Genomic DNA, 21,972 nt, shown 5'->3' on the forward strand with positions numbered 1-21,972 from the left:
CAACAGCGGTAGCGGCATCGCCGGATTCGATGGGCCGGGAGGGGGGCCCAGCCGTCTTTCACACGGAGTCACGCCGGTCACGGTCGGGCCGGTGCTGTGTCCGCATGATGAGTTGAGCGAGCAGACGGGCGCGGGGGACCATCCGCGCGGTCTTGACGTACTCGGTGTCCGCGTGAGCGCCACTGCCCACGGCGCCCAGGCCGTCCAGCGTCGGACAGCCCGCAGCCGCGGTGTAGTTGCCGTCCGAGGCGCCGCCGACGGCGATCCCTCGCAGCGGTTCCTCGCCCAGTTCCGCGGTGAGCCGGGAGGCGAGGGCGAACAGTCCGGCGGAGGACCCCGGCTCCATGGGCGGTCGTCGCCTGCCGCCCAGCACCTCCAGGCGGGCGCCGGGCGCCCGCGGCGTGAGACCCCGGATGAGGGCGTCGACCCGGTCCTGCGCCACCAAGGTCGGCACGCGCACGTCCACCGAGACCCGTGCCAGTGCGGGCACCGTGTTGCCCGCACTGCCGGCCGACAGCAGGGTGGGCGTGACGGTCGCGGAGCCCAGGCCGGAGTCGGTGCTGTCGACGGCACCCATCGCGGCCCCGAGACCGGCGATGGACAGCACCTGGTGAGCGGCCTCGACCGCGGCGTTGATCCCCTTCTGCGGTTCCAGACCGGCGTGCGCCGCCCTGCCATGTACGACGACCTCGTACCGGGAAGTGCCCTTGCGGGCGGTCTTGAGCGCACCCTCGTCGTCCGCGGACGGTTCCAGAACAAGGGCGGCCGCGCACCCCCGCACGGATTCCTCGATCAGTTGCCGGGAGGTCGCCGAGCCGACCTCCTCGTCCCCGTTGACCAGTACGCCCACCCCGTCCAAGGACGGAAGCGAGGCCAGGGCGTGGAACATCTGCACCAGGCCCGCCTTCATGTCCAGGACCCCTGGGCCGCGGGCGATCCCGTCGGTCACCGACCAGGGGTGGCTCTCGATCGACCCCATGGGCCACACCGTGTCGTGGTGTCCTATCAACAGGACCCGAGGGGTGCCGAACGTCCACCGCAGATGGGTCACACCGTCGATCACGATCGTCTCCGGCCCGGCCCCCAGCAGCCTCGTCCCGAGCGCGCCCACCACCTCGGCGCTCCGCGCCACCGCCGCGTGGTCGGCAGAGAAGGACTCGCAGCGCACGAGTTCCGCCAGATCGGCCAGCATCGCCGGCAGCAGGATTGCGGCCCCCCGGGTCATCGGTCCCGCTCCACGCCAACTCCTGGTCGTGCTAACCGTCGTGACAACACATTTCCCCCTCGGACGTCCTGGGCACTGGTGCGGCGGGGCCGTTCCCGCTGCGAAGTCCCGCCGCGTGACCGACGTTAGGGCGGGCCAAGGCATTCCACCAGCGACTGGATTGCATGGGACCCATGCACCTGGAGAATGGGTTGTGGGAAGACGGGCGATGCCCGGAGGATCGTGAAAGGGGAGAGACGTGTTCGAGGTCGACGCACTTCGGCTGCTCGTGGCCGTGGCAGAGGCCGGATCGTTCACCAAGGCGGCGGTCCGGCTCAATTACACCCAGTCCGCGGTCTCCCGGCGGATCGCCGCGCTGGAACAGCAGGCGGGCGGCCCGCTGTTCGAACGGCTCCCTCGGGGCGTACGGCTCAATCCCCGCGGCCGGACACTGCACCGGCACGCCGTGGAGGTGCTCGACCGGCTGTCCCGGGCGGCCCGGGAGCTGGCCGTGCTGAACGCGGGGAACGGCGGACTGCTGCACACGGGAGCCTTCGCCACTGCCAACATCTCGCTCGTGCCCACCGCCCTGCGGGCACTCCAGCACGCCAAGCCGGATGTCGAGGTCATCGCGGTCGAGGGCTGGACCGACACGCTGATGGAACGCCTCCAGGACGGGGCGTTGGACCTTGCTGTCGTCAGCGACTACCCGTCTGGTCTGCCGTCGGCTGCCGGTGTCACGACGACCATGCTGTGCGAGGACGAACTGTTCGTGGCCCTCCCCCGCGCGCACCGCCTGGCCGGAGCCCCATCGGTCGACCTGCGTGAACTGCGGGACGAGGCATGGCTTCACAGCGCGTACGGCGACCGTCCTACGATGCTCGCCGATGCCTGCGCACGGGCGGGCTTCACCCCCAGGAAGATCATCCGGATCGCGGAATGGACCGGGAAGTTCGGCTACGCCGCCGCCGGACTTGGGGTGGCGCTGGTCCCCTCGCTGGCCGCCCGGGCGGTCCCCGACGAACTCGTCCTGTGCCGCCTCACCGACCCGGCCCTGCGCCGGACCGTCCATGTGGCGCTGCCTGCAGCCCCGCTGCCGGCGGCGCTGACACTGAGGGACCTGCTGCACGACGCCGTTGACTGAACCAACGGCTCCAGGCCGCTGCGGCCTCCCTTGTGGCGACACCGGGGCACGGCATGATCCCCGGACATGACCTGGCCGGATCCGTCGAGGAAGTGACAGGGAGCTGAGAACCCGCTGAGCGCGTCCAGGATGCGCGTTCCGTGACCGCTGCGACTAGCCTGTCGCGGTGATGACCTCGGTACTGGCGATCGCCCTCCAGGACACGAATCAGCCCCTGCTGCGTCCACTGCCGATCGCAGCAGCCGACGTGCTCCACAACGTTGACGCCCCGCCACGTCTGGTCGCCCATCTGCGAGCAGTCCATGACGTGGCCGGGCAGCTCCTGGAATGGATCGCTGGACGCGACCTCGACCTCGGCATCAGCCCGGAGGCCGTTCTCTTCGGAGCCGCGACCCACGACATCGGAAAGACTCTGCACCCCGCCGAGTTGTCCGCGGCCGGCTCGCAGCACGAAGAAGCCGGCCGTGAGCTGCTGATGGCCCAGGGCGTCGATTCCGTCATGGCACGCTTCGCCGCGACCCACGCCGCTTGGACCACCGAAGAGGCCGGGATGGAAGACCTCCTGGTCAGCCTGGCCGACAAGATCTGGAAGAACAAGCGGGTCCCCGAACTCGAAGACCTTGTCGTCGCCCGACTCGCAGCGGCGAGCGGAAGGCCGGTCTGGGAGGAGTTCCTCGACCTGGACAGCGTGCTCGCCCGCATCGGTGACCAGGCCGACGAACGCCTCGCCTTCCAGATGTCCTACCCGACAGTCGGGAGCGGCCGTCGACTGCCGGACCTCCCGGACGCGCTCGCGACATGGTTCGCCAGGAACGGAGCGGGTCTCCGCACGCGTGGGATCAGCGCTGAACTGCGGCACTCCCCAGAAGACGGCCGGCTCAAGAACAGCTCATGGCTGACGGTCGAGGCCGGGGACCGGGTCACACGGATCACCGTCTGGAACAGTGGTGAAGCCGAACTCGACTTCGTGGACCTCGGCAGCGGTGACCACCGTCCCGTGCACCGGGACCTCCGAACCGAGCAAGAACTCCAGGCCCTCCTCGTATCCGTACTCGACTGGATCGACCCCGGGACAAAGGGCTGACCACGAGGGCCGACCGGTTCCCCATGCCCGGCCGCGTTCGGCCCCCTTGTTGAACTGGGTTACGTGCAGCCTACGTTCGCCCGGATCGCGGAACGGGCCGGGTTGAGCAGCAACCGGCTGATCTCGTATCACTTCGCCGGGAGGAGTGAGCTGATCGCCGCTCTTGTCGCGGAGGCGTACGCGGACATCACCCGGCACATGACCGAGCGCACCCGTGCGGCGACCGGGCCCCGCGAAGCGCTGCACGCGTACATCCGCGCGCTGGCCGGCTACATCGCCGAGCATCCGAAGCGGATGCGCACGCTCATGTCGGTGTTCCTGGACCACCGGGCCGAGGACGGCGGGCGCAGTTACGGCGGGGGCGACGAGCGCGATGCGGTCGACCCGGTGCGGCGGGTCCTGGCGGAGGGGCAGCGTACGGGTGAGTTCCGTGTGTTCGACAGCTTCGTGATGGCGACGACGATCCAGCGCTCCATCGACGGGCTGCCGTTCCTGCTGCGTTCCGAACCCGACCTCGATCTGGCGTCGTACGCAGAGGAGTTGGTCGAGCTGTTCGACCGTGCGACCTGCTGCTCGGGCGGGCACGCCGGGCGGGTGGCGGCTCCGTCGCCCTGGAGATCGGCCGGCCGTGACGGTTCACGGTCAGGCGGTAGCGTGCGGCCATGACTTGGCGTGGACCGACGTACAGGATGGTGGACGGAGAGAGGATCGACGGGGCCTGGTCTCACATCTGGCGGAGGTATCTACCGGACGGTGAGTACTACCTCGACGACCTGATCGTCTTCGCGGACGGAACGATCACCTGCGGAGAACGTACGGACCTGGCCGGCCTGGAGAAGTTGCTCGCGGCGGGCCGGCTCGCGGTGAGCAACTCCACGACTCCAGTGCTTCCCGACGAACCGTCGAAGTGGGCCTCTCGTCGTGGCGAGCCGCTGACTCCGGAGGGTTTTCTTCTGGAGGTCGCGGACCGCATCGAAGCGCTCAACCAGCGGCCGACTGCCGACGAGCGTTGCTGGGACGCGATCCGCCGCTTTCAGCAGGAGCCGACCGAGTCCGGTCGGGCGCTGCTCCGGGCGGCGTACCTGGCGGTTCCACCGCATCTGCGGATCTACGTGCTCGGGGACATGGACCGTCAGGACCGTCCTCTGCGGATCCTGCTCACGGACATCGGTGAGGCCGTCGACGGCGATGGACCCGTAGTGACGGCGGAGAGGCACAGGGACGCCCTGGACTACTTCAACCGCGGAGACCAGGGTGTCCGGAGCGAACAGGAGCGGCAGGCCGTCCTGCACGCCGACGACCCTTCTGGGCCGGGCCGAGCGGTGCTCACCTCGCACGAGACCGTCTACCCGCGGGGCTGGCCCGAACAGCCGGGGCTGTTCATGCTCCGCAACGAATTCCCGGCGCAGATCACGTTCGCCGGCGAGTCCTACGCGTCCGTGCTCCACGGATACTGGGCGCTGTCAGCGGCCGATGCCTCGGACAGCGCCGCGATCCGGGATGCGGCGTCCGGTCGGGAGGCGCATGAGCGGGGTGGCCGGGCGGCGCACCGGACTGACTGGCCGGACGTACGGCTCGCGGTCATGGCGGGGCTGCTTCGCGCGAAGTTCACGCAGCACCCCGGACCCGCCCAGGTACTCCTCTCCACGGGGGACGCCAGGATCAGCTACACCGGCTTGTCGGACTCGCCCTTCTGGCGGGATGATTCCGACGGCCGGGGACGGAACTGGATGGGGCGGCTGCTTGAGCTGACCCGCTCCGAGCTCGTCGCCCAGCAGGCTCTCCGGACTTGAGGGGCAGGCGTGCGGACCGCGTCTGTCCGCTACGGCGAACCTTCCGACTGCGGCGGACCGGCGGAGGAACCCGGCCACGCCACGTCGTCGAACCCGAGCCACGGCGCGGCGGCAACGGCGGTGGGGGTCACGCCGGTGAACGCCCTGACCTCGCGGTGGAGGTGGGACTGGTCGACGTAGCCGGTCGCGGCCGCCACCGTAGCGGCGGCGTCACCGGCCGCGAGCAGGTGAGCGGCGTGGTCGAAACGGACCAGCCGGGCGGCGAGCTTGGGGGTGAGGCCGACCTGGGACCGGAAGCGGGACCAGAGGCGTTTACGGCTCCACCCCAACTCGCCCGCCAGATCGTCCACCCGTACCTGCCCCCGGCCGTTGAGCATCCGCGACCAGGCGGCGGCGACCTCCGGGTCGCGCGGTGGACGGGCGTCCAGTCGCCGGCCGAGGACGTCCGCCACGATCGTGAACCGCTCGTCCCACGACGTGGCGGCGCGCAGTCTGTCCTCGGTCCGCCCGGCGTCGCGCCCCCAGACGTCTGCCAGCGGGACCACTGAGCCGACGAGTTCGGTCGACGCGCCGAGCACCGTGGCCGCCACGATCGGCGAGAGCCGGATCTGGAGGCACCGGCACTGTTCGGTCTCCGGGCCGCTGACCCGGAGGATTCCCGGGGTCAGTCCGACGACGACGCTGCCGCGTTCGCGCCGCCCGTGGGCGTCGTAAGCGGGGCCGGCTCCCTCGCTCAGGTCCACGAACAGGGTGACCGACGGGTGCGCGACCATGGTGATGTCCACGAGCGCCGGGACGCGTTGGGCGAACCCGGCCATGGTGATGCCGGGAAGCCGCTGCGACTTCCGTGGAACGGCGACTTCCACTGATGTCCAGTCGGGTGACCCGGTGGTCCACACGGCACCAGGGTAGCGAGCGGTGTCAGCGGTGGGCAGCCGCGAAGGCCAGCAGCCGTTCGCCGGTCTCCTGCGGCGCTTCGAGCATGGGGAGGTGCCCGACGCCGGGCAGCTGCTCGACGCGCGCGTTCGGCACCGTCTCGTAGCGGTGTGCCGAAGACGGGTCCCAGCGGCGGTCGGCCGCGCCGAAGATCACCAGGACCGGGACGTCGAGGGAGGCGAGGCGCTCGGGCACGCTCCGCTCGGCGATGTACGCGGTGTTCCGGCGCAGCACGGTCCTGAACGTGCGGTAGCCGATGCTCCGGGCCTCGGCGATCAGTTCGTCCGGGATCTCCACCGGGCGGTTGCACACCGAGGTCATCCCCCTGCGGAGCATCGAGTCCGAGCGGATCGACCAGAGGAGCCGGCCCAGCGGCGGGGCGATCAGCGCCCGGAGGACGGCGGGCTGAGGAAGGAGCGCGTCGGGACTCGGGCCGCTGCTGATCAGCGCGAGCGAACCGACCAGGTCCGGGCGTTGTTCGGCGAGCGCGGTGGCGATGTAGCCCCCGCTGGAGTGCCCGACCGCGGTGACCCGGCCGAGGGCGAGCTCGTCGAGCACCGCGGCCAGGCGGCCCGCCTGCTCCGGCACGTCGTACGACGGCGCGGGCGGGGAGTGGCCGTGCCCCGAGAGGTCGACCCGGATGACGTGGTGCCGCGCGGAGAGGGCCGGCACCACCGGTCTCCAGGAGCCGCCGGAGGATCCCGATCCGTGGATGAGCAGCAGCGGCGGGGCCTGCCGCGGGCCGTGGTGGACCACGTGCATCCCGTGCGAGTGCGTGACGCCTTCATGTCCCATGTACGGGACGATGCCTGTGCGGACGGCGATCGGTCTTGTACAAATGTCGTCGCCAAGGGCTGTCCCACCCATGCCGCCCGGTCATCGAGTGACGAGGCGCGGCCCCTCCCGCTGCTGAGGGCGGGAGGCGCGGGCCCCCGCCCTCAGTCGGGCTGGAAGAACTCAAGCATCCGCCGGCCGGCGTCCGGCGACATCAGCAGTTCCTGCATCCTCGCGGACATCCGGGCGGCGGCAGCGGTGCGTTCGAACATCTCGCGTTCGTATTCCTTGACGGCGGCGGGTACGTCGTCCGGGTGCGCGGCCAGCGCGAGGCCGAGCAGGGCGCCGTCGACCAGTGCCATGTTGGCGCCCTCTCCGACCGGCGGCATCAGATGCGCGGCATCACCGAGCAGCGTGACGTCCGGCGCCGACGGCCAGGTCAGGCCGGCCGGGAGCGTGGTGATCGAGCGCGGTACGACCGTGTCGTCGCAGGCCGCGATCAGCGCGGTGAACCGCGCGTCCCAGCCGGGGAGCAGGTCGATCAGCCGTGCACGGGCGGCGGCCGGGTCGTCGAACGGGATACCGCTGGTGGCGAACCAGTCCTCCGCGGTGTTGTAGAAGCTGATGCCGATGCGAACCCGGCCGTCGCCGTTGCGCTGCGCCGCCAGGGAGATTCCGTTGCCGAGCACCCAGTAGTTGCCGCGCCCGACCATCGCCGCGAGGTCGGGGTGCGTGCGGTCGATGTCGGGAATGCCGATCTCGACGACGTTCTGGCCTATGTGCGCCGGGCGGGCGTCGGTGAGCATTGGGCGGACCCGGGACCGCGCGCCGTCCGCGCCCACCAGCAGGTCATACGGTGCGCTGCCGCCTCCGGCGAAGCGCAGCAGGCCGCTGCCGGCGGACTCGAAGGCGTGCCCCCATCGCACCGTCCCCTCGGGGAGGGAGTCCAGCAGCAGGTCGCGCAGATCGGCGCGGTCGATCTCGGGGCGCTCGGACGGGGCGTCGTCGGGCGTGTCCTCCTGGAGGAGCAGGGTGCCGTCGGGCTCCAGGAGGCGCATGTCCTGCCCCGCGCCCCGGGCCAGCGTGTGGAACCGGTCGATCAGACCGGCCTCGCGGAGCGCCCGTTGGCCGGAGTGGATGTCGAGCATGCCGCCCTGACCGCGTGCGTCCCGTGACGATTCCCGTTCGTAGACGGTGGCGTCGATTCCGTTCACGTGCAGCACCCGGGCAAGGGCCAGGCCGCCTGGGCCGGCTCCGACGATGGTCATGGTCATGGGCATGCTCTTCCCCTTCGATACACGAACACGCTGATGCATGAACACGCTGATGCACGAACACGCTGATACGCCGTACTGGCCGATACACTGTATCGCTCGATGCGATGTATTATGAGCGGCATGTTGGTGTGGGAGAGGCCGGAGCCCCCGAATCGCCCGGTACCGGTGCCGTTGAGCCGGGAGGACATCGTGCGAGCGGCGATCCGGCTGGCCGACGCGGACGGCCTGGACGCGGTGTCGCTGCGCAAGGTCGCCACCGCTCTGGATGTCCGTCCGATGCGGCTGTACAGCTACATCGCCGGCAAGGAGGAGCTGCTCGACCTGATGGTCGACGCCGCCCATGCCGAGATCCGGCCGGCCGGAGACGGCTGGCGCGAGGTGCTCCGCTCTCTTGCCGAAGCCACTCGGCACGCCGCTCACGAGCACGAATGGCTCGCGGATCTACTGGGCGGCCGGCCCCAGCTCGGCCCGAACGCGCTGGCCGGCGGGGAGAGAGTGGTGGCCGCTCTGGGCGACATCGGCCTGGACGCCACCATGCCGGTGGTCGCCGCGGTCAACGCGTACGTGATCGGCGCGGTGCGCCGGGAGAACGCCGAGCGGCGTGCCGAACGGGCCACCGGGATGGACGAGAAGCGCTGGCAGGCATCGCTCGGGCCCTATCTGGAGCGGACGTTCGCCACCGGCCGGTTCCCCGCGCTGGCCACGGTGGTGCGCGATGCCGCCCACCTGGACGCCGATCAGACCTTCCGGCTCGGCCTCGACTTCCTGCTCGACGGCATCGAGGCCCGCCTCTCACTGTGACGCGCGGCCGGAGGGCGTGGCGGCTTCGCCACGGATGAGGGCTTCGCCACGGATGAGGTTCTCGCCGCACACTCCGCCGTGTCCCCGCTGTCCGGCCCGTCCGCCCTCTCCCGCTGCACGCCCCTGTACGCCGTCGGCAAACACCCCTGGGACGGCGGCAGTTCCCTGCCAGCATGACCGGATGAGCAACAACACGGCGGTTCGTCGCCTCGACCTGGGGTACTTCGTCCGGCCCGCGTCGGAGAGCGGTGGCCCTCAGCCGCGTGTCGAATCCGTACTCGCCTACCTGGTCCGACGTGACGAGGGGCTGATCCTCTTCGACACCGGTATCGGTGACGCCGGTCCTGATACCGAAGCCCACTACCGCCCACAGCGCCGAGAACTGCGGAGGGCGCTCGCAGCCTCCGGAGTCTCCCTCTCGGATGTGTCCCTGGTGGTGAACTGCCATCTTCACTTCGACCACTGCGGGGGCAATCCGCTGCTGGGCGGCAGGCCGATCCTGGTGCAGGACGTGGAACTGGCCGCCGCACGTCGAGGCGACTACACCGTGGACGAACTCGTCGACTTCCCCGGTGCGACCTACGAGGAGATCTCCGGAGAAGCCGAGGTCTGGCCAGGAGTGTGGATCATCCCCACCCCTGGCCACACCGACGGTCATCAGTCACTGGTGGTCCGGCAGGATGACGGCACCGTCATCCTCGCCGGACAGGCACACGACTTCGCGTCCCACTTCGCAGCCGATCAGCTGGCTCACCACGCCGGACTCCAAGGTCTGGAGCAGCCGCTTCCGACGTACAGGCCGTGGCTGGGGCGGCTCCTGGAGTTCGATCCACGGCGTGTGCTGTTCGCGCACGACTGCTCGGTCTGGGAGCCGCCTTGCTGAGCAGCCGGGAGTCCGGGAGTACAGGGCTCAATCGAGTACGGCGGCGACGGCTTCGATCTCGACGAGCTGGTCCTTGTAGCCGAGCACGGTGACACCCATCAAGGTGCTGGGGACGTCATGGTCGGCGAACGAGTCGCGGACCACCTGCCAGGCGGTCACCAGGTCCTCCTGGCGGGCTGACGCGACGAGGACCCGGGTGCTGATCACGTCCTGGAGAGACGCGCCCGCGGCGGCGAGAGCGGTCCGCATGTTCTCGATCGCTTTCGCCGCCTGGCCCGCGTAGTCCCCGATCGCCGCCGTGGAGCCGTCCTCGTTCAGCGGACACGACCCGGCGAGGAAGATCAGGCGGGCCTCGGCGGGCGCCGTGGCCGCGTAGGCGTACTCGGCGACGTCGGAGAGGGAGTCGGAGCGGATCAGAGTGATGGCACGAGCCATGGTGGCGGGGTCCTTTCCCGTTCGGTGCGGCGGGACGGAGGCCCCGCCTGCCGTGTCATGCCGCCGACCGTCCCGCTGCCGTGGCCGGCTCCCCCAGAGGCAGGCATTCGGCGAGCAGGTCGAGGACGTCGCGCCAGGCTCGCCCCGCGTGCAGCGGATGGTGGCCGACGCCGGGGAGCACGGTGTGGGCGACCGTCGGATGGTGGAAGGCGTGCAGGGCTCCGCCGTAGACGACGAGGCGCCAGTCGACGCCCGCGGCCTGCATCTCGGCGGTGAACGCGTCGCGTTGGGCGGACGACATGATGGGGTCCTCCGAACCGACGCCGGCCCATACCGGGCAGTGAATGCGTGCCGCCTCGCCCGGCCGGCCCGTGTTCAGTCCGTTGACCGTCCCGATCGCGCGGAGGCCGACTCCGTCGCGTCCGAGTTCCAGCGCGATGATGCCTCCGGTGCCGTAGCCGATGGCGGCGATCCGGTCGGGATCGGTCCGTGGTTCGGCGCGCAGCACGTCCAGCGCCGCGTGCCCGATGTCCCGCATCCGGTCGGGGGCGGCGAGCAGCGGGGTCACGTGCGCCAGCATCTGCTGGGGGTCTTCGAAACAGCGCCCGCCGTTGATGTCGAAGGCCAGCGCCACGTATCCCAGCTCGGCCAGGGCGTCGGCACGGCGGCGCTGGATGTCGGTCAGGCCGAGCCCCTCGGGCCCGAGCAGGACCGCGGGTGCGCGGTCGGTGCCGGCCGGGAGCGCGAGGTGCCCGATCATCGTCAGTCCGTCTGCCGGGTACTCGACCGTGCGCGTGGTAACCGTCGTCATATGACTGGACTGTAGTGATCTCCGGGCCCGGCCGGGCGGGACTTCACCCTCGGCGGAACACCGCCGGATGCCCCCTCCCAGAAGGCCTCAAGGGCTGTTGGCGGCCCTCCTGGCCCGGCCGGGTCCGTGCGGGCCCGGGAATGAGCTGGCCCCGGTACGGGCCGGGGCGGTAGTTGTTGACGATGACCACTCCTGCTGAAGAGTTGCTTCCGGCTACGCGGCGCGCCCTGCTGCACCGCATCGCCACCGCCCAGTCCGACGGGCGTTCACCTTCCGTCGTCGCCGCTGTCCGGCGGCAGGGGCAGACCGTCTGGAACGGCGCCCGCACCTGTGTCGACGGCCACGCCCCCGATGACGACACGCAGTTCAGGATCGGATCCCTCACCAAGACGTTCACCGCGGTGCTGGTCCTGCGGCTGCGTGACGAGGGGCTGTTGGATCTGGCCGATCCGCTGGAGAAGCACCTGACCGGAACGGGTTTGGGCGAGGTCACCATTCACCAGCTGTTGGGCCACAGCGCGGGGCTCGGCGCGGAGTCGCCCGCTCCGTGGTGGGAACGGACGCCGGGCAGTCTGCGGCCCGAGCTCACGGATGTGCTCGGTGAGCAGACCCGGATGCACACACCTGGTCGTCGTCACCACTACTCCAACCCCGGATACACGGTGCTCGGAGCGCTGATCGAAGCCGTGCGCGGGGCGTCCTGGGCGCAGGTCCTGAAGCGTGAGCTCCTGGAGCCGCTGGGCATGCACCGTACGAGTCCCGGGCCGGAGGCGCCGCATGCCGGTGGCTGGGCCGTCCACCCGTGGGCGGACGCCATGCTGCCCGAGCCGGCCGAGGACCTCGGACTGATGGCTCCGGCCGGTCAGCTCTGGTCCACCACCGCCGACCTTCTCCGGTTCGCCGCCTTCCTCGCCGAGGGAGACGACCGGGTGCTCTGCGCCGCCTCCGTGGCGGAGATGAAGGCGCCGTCCGCACCCTCTGATCCGGGGGACTGGGAGGGGAATTACGGTCTGGGGCTCCAGGTGATCCACAGGAAGGGCCGCACGCTTGTCGGGCACACCGGGTCGCTCCCCGGATTCCTGGCCACCCTGTGGTTCTGCGCCGAGGAGGACGTGGCGGCGGTGGTGTTCGCCAACGTCACCTCCGGGCCACCGATCGGTGAGGTGGCCGCTGACCTCGTGGACATCGTCGCGGAGGCCGAGCCCCGCATCCCGGAGCCCTGGCGCCCGCTGCCCGAGGTGGACGCGGAGCTGCTCGCGCTGACCGGCCCCTGGTACTGGGGTACGCGTCCCAACGTCCTGCGCCTGAACGCCGATCGCGGACTGGAACTCCGAGGCCTCCGCGGCGACGGCCGCGGCGCTCGGTTCACCGCCCGGCCGGACGGCACCTGGATCGGGCTGGACGGCTATTACGCGGGGGAGACGCTGCGGATCGTCCGGAACGACGACGGCAGCGTGAACCATCTGGACCTGGGTTCGTTCGTCTTCACTCGCGAACCGTACGATCCCGCGGCGGCCGTTCCGGGCGGAGTGGACGAGAACGGGTGGCGCGGACTGGGAAGTTGAGCGTCCTGTTTCACGTGAAACATGGCAGCGGACGGACGGCTCAGGCGGTCAACTCCCGCTCCAGCGGGGTGCGGAAGCGCGGTGTGATCCGCGCTTCCCCCACCCAGCCCGCCAGCCGGGATGCCTCTTCCTCGATAGCCGAGGCGGCATCCCGGCCGGTGTCGGTCAGGAGTCGCCAGACCGGTTCACCGTCGGCGCGTTGTGCCCAGCCTCCGACGATGCGGCCGTCCCACCACACCGTGGGGCCGATGTTGCCGGAGCGGTCGAAGAGGGCTGCCCGGTGTTCGGCGGGGAGGTGGAAGCCGCGGTCGGCCCAGCCCATCGCGCTCGGGTCGAGCGCGGGCAGCAGCGCCGCCCAGGGCTCCGGCGCCGGTTCGGACGCGGTGTCTCCGGGGGCGACCCAGGCGGCTGAGCCGTCGTCGAGCCGTACCTCCTCGGCTCCGACGGCGGCCAGCGCCTTGCGGACCTGGCCGAGCCCCCAGCCCGTCCACCACTTGAGGTCGGCCTCTGAGGCGGGTCCGTAGGAGCGGAGCCAGTGCAGGGCCAGCTCCGCCTGCGCCTCCGCGGTTGCCGGAACCGGTCGCGGTTCGGCCGCCGTCCAGCGGAACTGGCTGGACGTCCAGGACCCACGGGGCCGGTCCCGGCGGATCCGGCCTTCGGCGGCCATGATGCGGATGACCCGGGTCGTCACGCCCTGCACCGCTTCGTACTTCTTGCCGGGGAAGACCGTGATCTTCGTGCGCAGGGCGGGTACGGCGGCGGAGAGTTCGCTGCCCGTGGCTGTCCCGCGGGCGGTCAGGGCCGCCAGGGTGGCCTGCTCCGTGGCGTCGAGCCAGCGCTCGTCCAGGCCCTGGCCGTCCTCCGCGAGGTGCTTCAGGAGGGTCCGGCGCTCCTTGGCCGCGACCGCGCGGGCGTTCGTCGCCTCGATCCGCGGGGCCAGCGCCTCCGGCACGACGAAGAGCGTGTTGCGCATGGAGAGGAGCCGGACCAGCGAGACGTCCTCGTACAGGGCCTTCTCCACCGCGGCGACGTCCGGCGTGCGGAGCCGGGCGCACACGGAGAGGAAGACGGTGGCCGCGTCGGTGGCGTGCAGCGCCACGAGGGCGTCGGCCACGGCCACCGGGGAACCGGCCCGCGTGGCGGGCGCCAGGAGATGGCGCCCGGCCAGCCTGATGCGGCGTTGTTCGTCGCTGATGTGGTGCATCGTCGGCCCCTCGGCTGCCGGGTGCGGTCAGAGAGCGAGCTTGAAGCCCACATGGCTGGCGACGAAGCCGAGCCGTTCGTAGAAGCGGTGCGCGTCGGTACGGCTCGCATCCGATGTCAGCTGGACCAGTCGGCACCCCTGGCGCCGGGATTCGTCCACCGCCCACCGCATCAGCAGGGTGCCGAGTCCGCTGCCGCGTTCGTCCTTGTGTACGCGGACGCCCTCGACGACGGAGCGCGTGGAGCCTCGCCGGGAGAGGCCGGGGATCACCGTCAGCTGGAGGGTGCCGACGACCCGGTCCGCGCGCGCGGCGACCATCAGGTGCTGGTTCGGGTCCCCGGCCAGCCGCCGGAAGGCTGCCAGATAGGGCGTGAGGTCGTCCGGCGACTCGCGTTCGGCGCCCAGCGGATCGTCGGCCAGCATGGCCACGATCTCGGGGAGGTCGTCGATGCCCGCCGCACGTATGTCCAGATCGCTCATGATCAGCAGCCTACGCAGTGGCCTCGGGCCGTGCGGCGGCAATCGGCCTACACGGGGACCTTCAGCTCCTCGACCGCCCGTACGAGCGGCACCAGCTCGGGGTCCTTGGCGGCCTCGTCGAGTGCGGCACGCAGAGCGGTGTCATTGGTCGGCCTGGCCTCGGCGAGCAGGGTGAGACCGGCCTCGGTGACATCGGTGTAGATACCCCTGCGGTCGGTGTCGCAGAGGTACCGGGTCAGCAGACCGCGGTCCTCGAGGCGGGTGACCAGGCGCGTGGTGGCGCTCTGGCTGAGCACGACGGCGTCGGCCACCTGCTTCATCTGCAGATGTCCGCCCGGTCCGCTGTGCTGCCGGCTCAACACGTCCAGCAGCGAGTACTCCCGCACGCTGAGGTCGTGCCGGCTCTGCAGGGCGCGCTCGATATGGGCCTCGATCTTCCCGTGGAGCAGGGAGAGCGCGCACCAGCCCTGGGAGAGGGCGGTCAGTGCCGGGTCCGTCGCGGTCATGGTGTCTCTCCTCCGTGCTGGAGCTGCTTACGTACAGGATAGGCGACCCACGCAATAGCCCGCGCTTGCAATTAACCAGCGCCTGCAATTATTGTGAACGCTCGTAAGGCGCAGATGCAATCTCCAGGGAAGGGGTCACCCATGCCGCTAGCGCTCCTCGCTCTCGCCATCGGGGCATTCGGTATCGGAACCACCGAGTTCGTGATCATGGGACTGCTCCCGGAGGTGGCTGCGGACTTCCACGTCTCTATCCCGACCGCCGGCTACCTCGTCTCGGGCTACGCGATGGGGGTCGTCCTCGGGGCCCCGCTGATGTCCGTGCTCGGTACCCGGGTCACCCGTAAACGCATGCTGATGATCCTCATGGGGCTGTTCGTCATCGGCAACGTGGTCTCCGCGACCGCCCCCGTCCTCGGTGTGATGCTCGCCGGCCGCGTGATCGCCTCGCTCGCACACGGAGCCTTCTTCGGCATCGGATCGGTCGTGGCGGCCGATCTGGTCGCCCCGCACAAGAAGGCCGGTGCCATCGCCATGATGTTCACCGGACTCACCGTCGCCAACGTCGTCGGCGTTCCGCTGGGCACCTACATCGGGCAGACCACCGGCTGGCGCACCACGTTCTTCCTCGTCGCCGCCCTCGGCGTGATCGGCCTGCTCGGCGTCGCCAAGCTCGTCCCCGAGCAGCCCCGCGCCGAAGGCGTCCGGCTCCGGCACGAGCTGGCCGCGTTCCGCAATGTGCAGGTCCTGCTCGCCATGGCGATGACGGTGCTGGGCTTCGGCGGAGTCTTCGCGGCGATCACCTACATCACGCCGATGATGACGGAGATCGCCGGCTACTCGGCCTCCTCGGTCACCTGGCTGCTGGTCCTGTTCGGACTCGGCATGGTCGGTGGCAACCTCCTCGGCGGCAAATTCGCCGACCGCCACCTGATGCCCCTGCTGTACGTGTCGCTGGGGGCGCTGGCCGTGGTGCTGTCGCTGTTCACCCTGACCGCGCACAACAAGATCGCGGCAGCCGTGACCATCGTGCTCATCGGTGGCCTGGGCTTCGCGACCGTGCCCCCGCTGCAGAAGAGGGTGCTCGACCAGGCGGCGGGCGCCCCTACCCTCGCCTCCGCCGTGAACATCGGCGCCTTCAACCTCGGCAACGCGCTGTCGGCCTGGCTCGGCGGCATCGTCATCGCGGCCGGTCTCGACTACACCGCGCCCAACTGGGTCGGCGCGGTCCTGGCCGCCTCCGCCCTGGTCCTCGCCGTCGTCTCCAGCCGCCTGGAACGCCGCACGGCCACCCGGAGCCGCCCCGTCGCCGCCCACCTCCCGGAGCCGGCCGCTGTAACCGCGGCCCGGCGCTGACCTCAGCCCCTCCGCCCCGTACGAGTCCTCATCTTCCTTGAGGGCCAAGGTAATTCACTTGGTGTCAGCTCCCGTGCGGCCGGAGAATCTCCGCACATGGCCCTCGTCGCCGTGCACGGCGGCGAGAGCGTCCGGCTCACCGTCTGGTTCGACAACTGACCCGGTGGGAGCGGTGCCCCGGACCGGATCTCCGGTCCGGGGCACCGTCCGGGCGTCAGCCCGTCGCCACGCTCAGCGGTGCGAAGCACTGCGTCCAGTCCCCCGGCTGCCGGTCCCCGAGGCTCATCACCGTGGTCTCGGAACCGGGCTCAAGACCGCGTTCCCCGAGCCAGTCCAGGAGCTCCTGGTGACGGGCGTCGATGTCGGCACGCAGCGGCCGCTCGGTCGCCCCGGCCAGCGAGGCCACGAGCAGTTTCGCCGCGGCTGTGTCCCGTGCGATCAGCGGGCCGACGACATGGCTGTCGGCGCTCGGCCAGAGCGCCGCGTAGCCGATCAGCTCGCCGTTGTCCTCGGCCACCCGCAGATGGTCGGCGAAGGCGGGGAGGCGGGTCAGGAGGTGTGTCCGGTCGAGCCCGAAGGCGTCCGCGTCCAGCCGGAGCATGGCCTGCAGATCCCCGGCAGAGGCAGGACGGACCGTGCGGCCCGGCCGATCCGTCGCGTCCGGACCGCCGGTGCCGGCAGCCGGCCGGAAATGCCCGCTCACGCGCTGGGCGCTGCCCACCGCGGTGAATCCGAGCTTCTCGTAGAGCGGCCGGCCCGCGGCCGTCGCGTAGAGGCTGAGCGGGACGCCGTCGGTCGTCCCGATCGTCTCGTGCATGAGGTACCGGGCGACCCCCTGCCCGGCGTACCGCTCGGCGACCAGCATCATGCCGATGGCAGCCATGCGGGGGCCGTAGGAGGTCACCACACAGGTGGCCATCAGGCCCTTGCCGTCCGGATCGTCGATACCGAGAGCGGTTCCCGCCGCCAGGAGCAGCCCCCAGCGGTGCTCGTCACGCGGCCAGCCGCGGTCCTCGCTGAGGTCGGCGCAGGGGACCAGATCGTCCCGGGTGAGACGCCGGACGGGTAGGCCGGCGAGCGGGCGGGGCAGTGAGCTGGGCATGAGGGTCAGGCTGTCCGACGCGATGATCGCTCGTCCACCGCTTTAACGGAACTGGCCGAGATCCGCAGCCTCCGGCCGCGCCGGGTGGGGCCCCACGGCTTCAGTACCGAGACGGCCGTGATGAAGAGATAGGTCGCCGTGGCCACCGACGGGGCGACGACCAGGTTGATGTCGGCCCTGCCCAGTTCCGCTGCCTCGTTGATGCCGGGGCGCAGGGAGAGGACGGACAGCGCTGTCGTGATCAGGGTGAGCCAGAACTTCGTCCAGACCCAGCGGTGGAGCGCCAGCCCCCACCGGGTGCGGAGGGACAGGACCAGGCCGCTGATGAGGGAGAGCAGCGCGACCGGTACGACGAGCCAGTCGCTGAAGATCTTCATGGCGCGGGTGGCGGCCTGCGCGGTGGCCGGGTCCCCGGTCGCGAAGGCGGCAAGGGCCAGCGTCAGCAGACCAACGGTGAGTCCGAGCCAGCTGACGGAGACCGCGACGTGGGCGACAAGGAGGCTTCTGCGGGGGCGGCGTTTGAGTGGTTTCACGTGAAACACGGTGCCGGGGGCGGCCCGGCCGGTCATCTGCCCGGGGGAGTATCCGTCCGTACGGGCCTCGGCGTAGCCGGCCGCGTGGGGACTCCGCCCGGTCCCGATCAGCCCAGGTCGGTCGCGTGCATGGCCCGGACGCCCTCGATGTTGCCGTCCAGGTAATGCCGCAGCGACAGGGGCACGAGGTGTACGGCGGCGATGCCGACCCGGCTGAACGGCACTCGGACGACGTCGTACTCCCCGCAGGGGGCGTCGATCTCCGGCCCGTGACGCAGCGAGAGGTCCATCGAGTCGAGCCGGCAGACGAAGAAGTGCTGGACCTTGACGCCCTTCACCCCGCTGCCCTCGATGTGTTCCACGGTGTCGACGAAACAGGGGACCACATCGGTGATCTTGGCGCCGAGTTCCTCGTCCACCTCGCGGTGCAGGGCGTCGACTACGGTCGCGTCCTCGGGCTCGACCCCGCCGCCCGGCGTGACCCAGTAGGGGTCGACCCCCGGCTTGGTGCGCTTGATCAGGATGAGGTCGTTGCCGTCGAGCAGGATGGCGCGTGCGGTGCGCTTGACCACGGGGCGTTCGGTCATGGCAAGAGAGTGGCCCGCTGGACCCCTTCTGAAACACCTGAGGGCTGCCGGACCGCTCTGCGGTCACCAGTCGGCTGCGGCGCGCAGCAGCCACTCGTGCGCGCGAGCGAGATGCGGCAGGGCGAGCGTGCCCGTCCGCGCGGCGAGGAAGTAGGTGCGCAGTGGTGGCACCGGAGGATCGAGGAGTGCCACCACTGAGCCTCGTTCCAGCGCGCCCTCGCAGAGATAGCGGGGCAGGACGGCCAGCCCGGCGCCCGCTGCAGTGCATTCCAGGACGGCCCGGAGATCCGGTGCGATGACGGCCCCGGCGGCTGCGGGCCGGGTGTCGAAGACCGCGGCCCAGTACCGGGAGACGAGCGGCAGGCTTTCGTGCACCTCCACGACCGGCAGCTGTTCCAGGACCACCGGGCCGTTTCGCCGCAGGGTCCCCGGTCCGAGCCGCCCGGCCCAGCGGGGCGCGGCGATCAGCACGTGCTCCTCGTCGCAGAGCGGGGTCGCGGTGAGCAGCCCGCCGCGCGGGCGGGCCGTCACGATGGCCAGGTCGTGGTGCCCGGCGGCCAGGCCCTCCAGCGTCTCGTCGGTGTCCGCGGAGAACGAGCTGCGCAGGGCGAGGCCCTGGGCGATCAGCGGGGCGAGCGCGGGCAGCGCCCGCAGCGAGGTGAACTCCGGCGGACCCGCCAGATGCAGCGTCCGGACGCCCGACTCGTCGTCCAGCTCCGTCTCGGCGATCTCCACCAGCGCGTCCAGATGGGGAGCGGCCCGGTGCGCGAGCTCGTCCCCGATCGTGGTCGGGGTCACGCCGCGGGCCCGGCGCAGGAAGAGCGGGCGGCCCAGCTGCCGCTCCAGCGTGCGTATCTGCGAGGTCACCGCGGGCTGGGAGAGGCCGAGGAGAGCGGCGGCCCGGGTGAACGAACCGGCCCGGTGCACGGTGACGAACGTGCGCAGCAGGGCCAGGTCCATGTCCTGTCCCCTCCCACTGCCGCGACGTGTCGGGCCCCGACAACCATAAATATGTCGATAGGCCGCTGCGGCTACTGTGATTGGACACTGACTCAGAGTCAACTAGCCTTGTCGTGGCGGTGCTTCGCGTGGGAACGCGGAGGGCCGGGACGGTCCGAGCCACGAGGGGGGAGGCTCGGGCCGTCCGTACCGCACCGGCCGTTGCCGGTGCGGTCGCTCAGCTTCCGTCGACCGCCTCGGCCAGCGCCCTTTCCACGTCGGCCAGCAGGTCCGCCGGGTTCTCGGCGCCCACCGAGAAGCGGATGAAGCCCTCCGGCACCGCGTCGCCGCCCCAGCGGGCCCGCCGCTCGGCGGTGGAGCGCACCCCGCCGAAGCTGGTCGCGTCCTCGGCCAGCCGGAGCGCGGAGAGGAAGCGCTCGGCGGTCTCCCGGTCGGCCAGCACGAACGAGACCACGGAGCCGAAGCGCCGCATCTGACGCGCGGCCTTCTGGTGCGAGGGGTCGGTGGGCAGTCCGGGGTAGCGCAGCCCGGTCACTTCCGGGTGCTCGGTGAGCGCCTCGGCCAGCGCGAGGGCGTTCGCGCACTGGCGCTCGATTCGCAGTTCAAGGGTGGCCAGCGAGCGGTGGGCGAGCCAGGCCTCCATCGGCCCCGGGATCGCTCCGGCCACCTTGCGCCAGCGCCGCACCCCGGCCGCCAGTTCGGGATCGAGGCAGGCCACGTGGCCGAGCAGGATGTCGCCGTGCCCGGTCATGCCCTTGGTGTCGCTGGCCACCGAGAAGTCCGCGCCCAGCTCCAGCGGGCGCTGGCCGAGCGGGGTGGCGAGCGTGTTGTCCACGGCCACCAGCGTCCCGCCCGCGTGCGCGGCCTCCACGAGCCGCCGCACGTCACAGACGTCGAGCCCGGGGTTGGACGGGGTCTCGATCCACAGGAGCCTGGCACCCTCCAGGGCGGCCAGCTGGGCATCGCCGCCGGTCGGGGCGGTCCGCACCTCGACCCCGTACGCCTCCAGCTGCGCCCGGACCATCGGGAGCGCCTGGTAACCGTCGTCGGGCAGCACGATCACGTCACCGTTGCGCGCCTGGGACAGCAGTACGGCCGAGACCGCCGCCATCCCGGAGGCGAAGACCGTGGTCTCGACGCTCTCCCCCGGCGCTTCCAGCTCACCGATGGCCCGTTCCAGATGCGTCCAGGTCGGGTTGGCGTCACGGCCGTAGGTGTACGGGCCGGTTGGCTCGCCGGAGAGGTGGAAGTGCGCGGCGAAGACCGGACCGGGGAGAGTCGGTTCGTACTGCTGCGGTTCCGGCAGACCTGCCCGTACCGCGCGGGTTCCGTCGCCCATGGTGCTCATGCTGCGTCCTCACTTCTCTCCCCGGTCCGTCACCGGTACTGCCTGCACTGTTCCAGGTGTACGCGGATCAGTCCTCGTCGGGCAGGACCACGTTCAGCGCCCAGGACACGATCGAGATGATCAGTCCGCCGAGGACGGCGGTCCAGAAGCCGTCGACGTGGAAGCTCAGATCGAACTGGCCGGCCAGCCAGGAGGTGAGCATCAGCATCAGCGCGTTCACCACCAGGGTGAACAGCCCCAGAGTGAGGAGGAAGAGCGGCAGGGTGAGCAGCTTCAGGATCGGCTTTACACAGAAGTTGACCAGACCGAAGATCAGAGCGACCACGATCAGGGTCAGGGCCTTGCGGCCGGTGCTCCCGCCGGTCAGCGTGATGTCCTGGAGCAGCCAGATGGCCACTGCCAGCGCACCCGCGTTGGCGATCGTCTTGACTACGAAATTCTTCATGTGTCTGATCGTGGCAGACATGATCGGTGGCGGACACCGGCTGGGCAGAGGCAAGGGACGGACAGGCCATGAAGGCATTCAGACTGGACGAACTGGAGGCGGAGCGGGCCGCCAACGACGGCGCGTATCTGCAGTTCGTCCGTGAACGGAACATGTCTGTCGGCCTGTACGCGCTGAACGCCGGGGAGCTCGATCCGCAGCAGCCGCACAAGCAGGACGAGGTCTACCTGGTCGTCAGCGGGCGCGCGTCGATCACCGTGGGCATGGAAACCACGCAGGTGGGCAGAGGAAGTGTCGTGTATGTACCTGCCGGCACGGCTCACAAGTTCCACCACATCACAGAGGACCTGCGGGTGATGGTGGTCTTCTCGCCGCCCGAGGGCTGAGGGGCCCGGGAGACGGAGCGGTCTCTCGGGGATCCCTAAGGGTTCGATCAGGGGAGTTCAAGGGATGCGAGGCCCCCGCCGACCACCCCTGCCCCTCTAGCATCGAAGCAGGTACTCACAGAGACGAGGTAGGACAGATGGCCGTGCGGGAGATATTCGCGGGAATGCCCTGGTGGGTGAAGTGGATCGCGGTGCCCGTCATCGCGATCGTCGTGTTCGGTGGTCTGATCGCCAGCGTGGTCGGCTTCGTCGTCTGGCTGCTCTTCAAGGTCCTGATCTTCGTGGTGCTGGTCGGCGGGATCGTCTTCCTCGTCCGGAAGTTCATGTCGTCCTCGTCCTCGCGCGGCGACTGGTAGGCGAC

25 protein-coding genes are annotated in these 21,972 nt (G+C 70.6%); 10 read left to right on the top strand and 15 right to left on the bottom strand.

Going from position 1 to position 21,972, the window contains the following annotated elements; all coding sequences use genetic code 11:
• Positions 1–58: 58 nt before the first annotated feature.
• Complete coding sequence (locus OG892_RS20125) at positions 59–1,192, bottom strand: M20 family metallopeptidase (RefSeq protein WP_371631659.1); 1,134 nt, start codon at positions 1,190–1,192, stop codon at positions 59–61.
• A 271-nt stretch (positions 1,193–1,463) separates the two neighbouring features.
• Between OG892_RS20125 and OG892_RS20130 the strand changes: the two genes are divergently transcribed.
• From OG892_RS20130 to OG892_RS20145, 4 genes are all read left to right on the top strand, one after another.
• A complete protein-coding gene (locus OG892_RS20130) occupies positions 1,464–2,348 on the top strand; it encodes a LysR family transcriptional regulator (RefSeq protein WP_073733219.1) in 885 nt (294 codons plus the stop codon).
• A gap of 169 nt (positions 2,349–2,517) precedes the next feature.
• Complete coding sequence (locus OG892_RS20135; protein WP_371631660.1) at positions 2,518–3,432, top strand: HD domain-containing protein; 915 nt, start codon at positions 2,518–2,520, stop codon at positions 3,430–3,432.
• Between the two features lie 63 nt (positions 3,433–3,495).
• Positions 3,496–4,098 carry a TetR/AcrR family transcriptional regulator gene (locus OG892_RS20140; RefSeq protein WP_371629880.1) on the top strand — a complete coding sequence of 201 codons (603 nt, stop codon included), beginning with the start codon at positions 3,496–3,498 and terminating at the stop codon, positions 4,096–4,098.
• A complete protein-coding gene (locus OG892_RS20145) occupies positions 4,095–5,225 on the top strand; it encodes an NADAR domain-containing protein (RefSeq protein ID WP_371629881.1) in 1,131 nt (376 codons plus the stop codon). The genes OG892_RS20140 and OG892_RS20145 overlap by 4 nt, the downstream gene beginning before the upstream one ends.
• 29 nt (positions 5,226–5,254) lie before the next feature.
• On the opposite strand, the gene OG892_RS20150 is transcribed toward OG892_RS20145, so the two are convergent.
• The 3 genes from OG892_RS20150 to OG892_RS20160 form a co-directional block, all read right to left on the bottom strand.
• Positions 5,255–6,043, bottom strand: coding sequence for a helix-turn-helix domain-containing protein (locus OG892_RS20150; protein WP_371631661.1), 789 nt, complete (start codon positions 6,041–6,043; stop codon positions 5,255–5,257).
• Positions 6,044–6,146: 103 nt separating this feature from the next.
• A complete protein-coding gene (locus OG892_RS20155; protein WP_371629882.1) occupies positions 6,147–6,956 on the bottom strand; it encodes an alpha/beta fold hydrolase in 810 nt (269 codons plus the stop codon).
• 143 nt (positions 6,957–7,099) lie between these two features.
• On the bottom strand, positions 7,100–8,209 hold the full coding sequence (locus tag OG892_RS20160; RefSeq protein WP_371631662.1) for an FAD-dependent oxidoreductase: 1,110 nt from the start codon (positions 8,207–8,209) through the stop codon (positions 7,100–7,102).
• 123 nt (positions 8,210–8,332) lie between these two features.
• Here OG892_RS20160 and OG892_RS20165 point away from each other — a divergent pair, with 123 nt between their 5' ends.
• Together OG892_RS20165 and OG892_RS20170 are read left to right on the top strand one after the other, a co-directional pair.
• A complete protein-coding gene (locus OG892_RS20165) occupies positions 8,333–9,013 on the top strand; it encodes a TetR/AcrR family transcriptional regulator (protein ID WP_073733712.1) in 681 nt (226 codons plus the stop codon).
• A gap of 181 nt (positions 9,014–9,194) precedes the next feature.
• Positions 9,195–9,896 carry an N-acyl homoserine lactonase family protein gene (locus OG892_RS20170; protein ID WP_371629883.1) on the top strand — a complete coding sequence of 234 codons (702 nt, stop codon included), beginning with the start codon at positions 9,195–9,197 and terminating at the stop codon, positions 9,894–9,896.
• 27 nt (positions 9,897–9,923) lie between these two features.
• Here the strand turns inward: OG892_RS20170 and OG892_RS20175 are convergent, their stop codons facing one another.
• Both OG892_RS20175 and OG892_RS20180 read right to left on the bottom strand, forming a co-directional pair.
• A complete protein-coding gene (locus tag OG892_RS20175) occupies positions 9,924–10,331 on the bottom strand; it encodes a Rid family hydrolase (protein WP_328866266.1) in 408 nt (135 codons plus the stop codon).
• A 55-nt stretch (positions 10,332–10,386) separates the two neighbouring features.
• Positions 10,387–11,142 (bottom strand): dienelactone hydrolase family protein, encoded by a 756-nt coding sequence (locus tag OG892_RS20180; protein WP_371629884.1) that lies wholly within the window; start codon positions 11,140–11,142, stop codon positions 10,387–10,389.
• 182 nt (positions 11,143–11,324) lie between these two features.
• Between OG892_RS20180 and OG892_RS20185 the strand changes: the two genes are divergently transcribed.
• Positions 11,325–12,707 (top strand): serine hydrolase domain-containing protein, encoded by a 1,383-nt coding sequence (locus tag OG892_RS20185; RefSeq protein WP_371629885.1) that lies wholly within the window; start codon positions 11,325–11,327, stop codon positions 12,705–12,707.
• Between the two features lie 40 nt (positions 12,708–12,747).
• Here OG892_RS20185 and OG892_RS20190 read toward each other — a convergent pair whose 3' ends face one another.
• The 3 genes from OG892_RS20190 to OG892_RS20200 are packed head-to-tail and all read right to left on the bottom strand — an operon-like array spanning position 12,748 to position 14,897.
• On the bottom strand, positions 12,748–13,911 hold the full coding sequence (locus OG892_RS20190; RefSeq protein WP_073733210.1) for a winged helix DNA-binding domain-containing protein: 1,164 nt from the start codon (positions 13,909–13,911) through the stop codon (positions 12,748–12,750).
• 27 nt (positions 13,912–13,938) lie between these two features.
• On the bottom strand, positions 13,939–14,391 hold the full coding sequence (locus tag OG892_RS20195; RefSeq protein ID WP_328866263.1) for a GNAT family N-acetyltransferase: 453 nt from the start codon (positions 14,389–14,391) through the stop codon (positions 13,939–13,941).
• 47 nt (positions 14,392–14,438) lie between these two features.
• The gene (locus OG892_RS20200) at positions 14,439–14,897 is read right to left on the bottom strand and encodes a MarR family winged helix-turn-helix transcriptional regulator (RefSeq protein ID WP_073733208.1); all 459 of its coding nucleotides are present in this window, start codon (positions 14,895–14,897) and stop codon (positions 14,439–14,441) included.
• A 141-nt stretch (positions 14,898–15,038) separates the two neighbouring features.
• On the opposite strand from OG892_RS20200, the gene OG892_RS20205 reads away from it, so the two are divergent.
• Entirely contained in the window at positions 15,039–16,250 is a 1,212-nt protein-coding gene (locus OG892_RS20205) for an MFS transporter (protein ID WP_328866261.1), read from the top strand.
• A 214-nt stretch (positions 16,251–16,464) separates the two neighbouring features.
• Here OG892_RS20205 and OG892_RS20210 read toward each other — a convergent pair whose 3' ends face one another.
• From OG892_RS20210 to OG892_RS20235, 6 genes are all read right to left on the bottom strand, one after another.
• Positions 16,465–17,352, bottom strand: a complete 888-nt coding sequence (locus tag OG892_RS20210) for a GNAT family N-acetyltransferase (RefSeq protein WP_371629886.1) — start codon at positions 17,350–17,352, stop codon at positions 16,465–16,467.
• Between the two features lie 5 nt (positions 17,353–17,357).
• On the bottom strand, positions 17,358–17,885 hold the full coding sequence (locus tag OG892_RS20215) for a DUF2269 domain-containing protein (protein WP_073736526.1): 528 nt from the start codon (positions 17,883–17,885) through the stop codon (positions 17,358–17,360).
• A gap of 107 nt (positions 17,886–17,992) precedes the next feature.
• Positions 17,993–18,472, bottom strand: coding sequence for an NUDIX domain-containing protein (locus OG892_RS20220; protein WP_073736334.1), 480 nt, complete (start codon positions 18,470–18,472; stop codon positions 17,993–17,995).
• A gap of 63 nt (positions 18,473–18,535) precedes the next feature.
• Positions 18,536–19,432 (bottom strand): LysR family transcriptional regulator, encoded by an 897-nt coding sequence (locus OG892_RS20225; RefSeq protein WP_073736335.1) that lies wholly within the window; start codon positions 19,430–19,432, stop codon positions 18,536–18,538.
• Between the two features lie 217 nt (positions 19,433–19,649).
• Positions 19,650–20,780, bottom strand: coding sequence for a cystathionine gamma-lyase (locus tag OG892_RS20230; RefSeq protein ID WP_371629887.1), 1,131 nt, complete (start codon positions 20,778–20,780; stop codon positions 19,650–19,652).
• Between the two features lie 67 nt (positions 20,781–20,847).
• Positions 20,848–21,225 (bottom strand): phage holin family protein, encoded by a 378-nt coding sequence (locus tag OG892_RS20235; RefSeq protein WP_073736337.1) that lies wholly within the window; start codon positions 21,223–21,225, stop codon positions 20,848–20,850.
• Between the two features lie 68 nt (positions 21,226–21,293).
• Between OG892_RS20235 and OG892_RS20240 the strand changes: the two genes are divergently transcribed.
• Both OG892_RS20240 and OG892_RS20245 read left to right on the top strand, forming a co-directional pair.
• Positions 21,294–21,611, top strand: coding sequence for a cupin domain-containing protein (locus OG892_RS20240; RefSeq protein WP_073736338.1), 318 nt, complete (start codon positions 21,294–21,296; stop codon positions 21,609–21,611).
• 143 nt (positions 21,612–21,754) lie between these two features.
• A complete protein-coding gene (locus OG892_RS20245) occupies positions 21,755–21,967 on the top strand; it encodes a DUF5326 family protein (RefSeq protein ID WP_024489556.1) in 213 nt (70 codons plus the stop codon).
• Positions 21,968–21,972 lie beyond the last annotated feature (5 nt).

Origin of the sequence: Streptomyces sp. NBC_00341 (assembly GCF_041435055.1) — a bacterium.
Classification (GTDB): Bacteria; Actinomycetota; Actinomycetes; order Streptomycetales; family Streptomycetaceae; genus Streptomyces.

Coding starts and splice junctions, on each gene's coding strand:
- OG892_RS20180 (WP_371629884.1), bottom strand. CDS start 11,142: ATGACGACGGTTACCACGCGCACGGTCGAGTACCCGGCAGACGGACTG.
- OG892_RS20230 (WP_371629887.1), bottom strand. CDS start 20,780: ATGAGCACCATGGGCGACGGAACCCGCGCGGTACGGGCAGGTCTGCCG.
- OG892_RS20205 (WP_328866261.1), top strand. CDS start 15,039: ATGCCGCTAGCGCTCCTCGCTCTCGCCATCGGGGCATTCGGTATCGGA.
- OG892_RS20125 (WP_371631659.1), bottom strand. CDS start 1,192: ATGCTGGCCGATCTGGCGGAACTCGTGCGCTGCGAGTCCTTCTCTGCC.
- OG892_RS20185 (WP_371629885.1), top strand. CDS start 11,325: ATGACCACTCCTGCTGAAGAGTTGCTTCCGGCTACGCGGCGCGCCCTG.
- OG892_RS20175 (WP_328866266.1), bottom strand. CDS start 10,331: ATGGCTCGTGCCATCACTCTGATCCGCTCCGACTCCCTCTCCGACGTC.
- OG892_RS20210 (WP_371629886.1), bottom strand. CDS start 17,352: ATGCCCAGCTCACTGCCCCGCCCGCTCGCCGGCCTACCCGTCCGGCGT.
- OG892_RS20165 (WP_073733712.1), top strand. CDS start 8,333: ATGTTGGTGTGGGAGAGGCCGGAGCCCCCGAATCGCCCGGTACCGGTG.
- OG892_RS20235 (WP_073736337.1), bottom strand. CDS start 21,225: ATGAAGAATTTCGTAGTCAAGACGATCGCCAACGCGGGTGCGCTGGCA.
- OG892_RS20155 (WP_371629882.1), bottom strand. CDS start 6,956: ATGGGACATGAAGGCGTCACGCACTCGCACGGGATGCACGTGGTCCAC.
- OG892_RS20170 (WP_371629883.1), top strand. CDS start 9,195: ATGAGCAACAACACGGCGGTTCGTCGCCTCGACCTGGGGTACTTCGTC.
- OG892_RS20225 (WP_073736335.1), bottom strand. CDS start 19,432: ATGGACCTGGCCCTGCTGCGCACGTTCGTCACCGTGCACCGGGCCGGT.
- OG892_RS20160 (WP_371631662.1), bottom strand. CDS start 8,209: ATGACCATGACCATCGTCGGAGCCGGCCCAGGCGGCCTGGCCCTTGCC.
- OG892_RS20190 (WP_073733210.1), bottom strand. CDS start 13,911: ATGCACCACATCAGCGACGAACAACGCCGCATCAGGCTGGCCGGGCGC.
- OG892_RS20240 (WP_073736338.1), top strand. CDS start 21,294: ATGAAGGCATTCAGACTGGACGAACTGGAGGCGGAGCGGGCCGCCAAC.
- OG892_RS20195 (WP_328866263.1), bottom strand. CDS start 14,391: ATGAGCGATCTGGACATACGTGCGGCGGGCATCGACGACCTCCCCGAG.
- OG892_RS20135 (WP_371631660.1), top strand. CDS start 2,518: ATGACCTCGGTACTGGCGATCGCCCTCCAGGACACGAATCAGCCCCTG.
- OG892_RS20150 (WP_371631661.1), bottom strand. CDS start 6,043: ATGGCCGGGTTCGCCCAACGCGTCCCGGCGCTCGTGGACATCACCATG.
- OG892_RS20200 (WP_073733208.1), bottom strand. CDS start 14,897: ATGACCGCGACGGACCCGGCACTGACCGCCCTCTCCCAGGGCTGGTGC.
- OG892_RS20145 (WP_371629881.1), top strand. CDS start 4,095: ATGACTTGGCGTGGACCGACGTACAGGATGGTGGACGGAGAGAGGATC.
- OG892_RS20220 (WP_073736334.1), bottom strand. CDS start 18,472: ATGACCGAACGCCCCGTGGTCAAGCGCACCGCACGCGCCATCCTGCTC.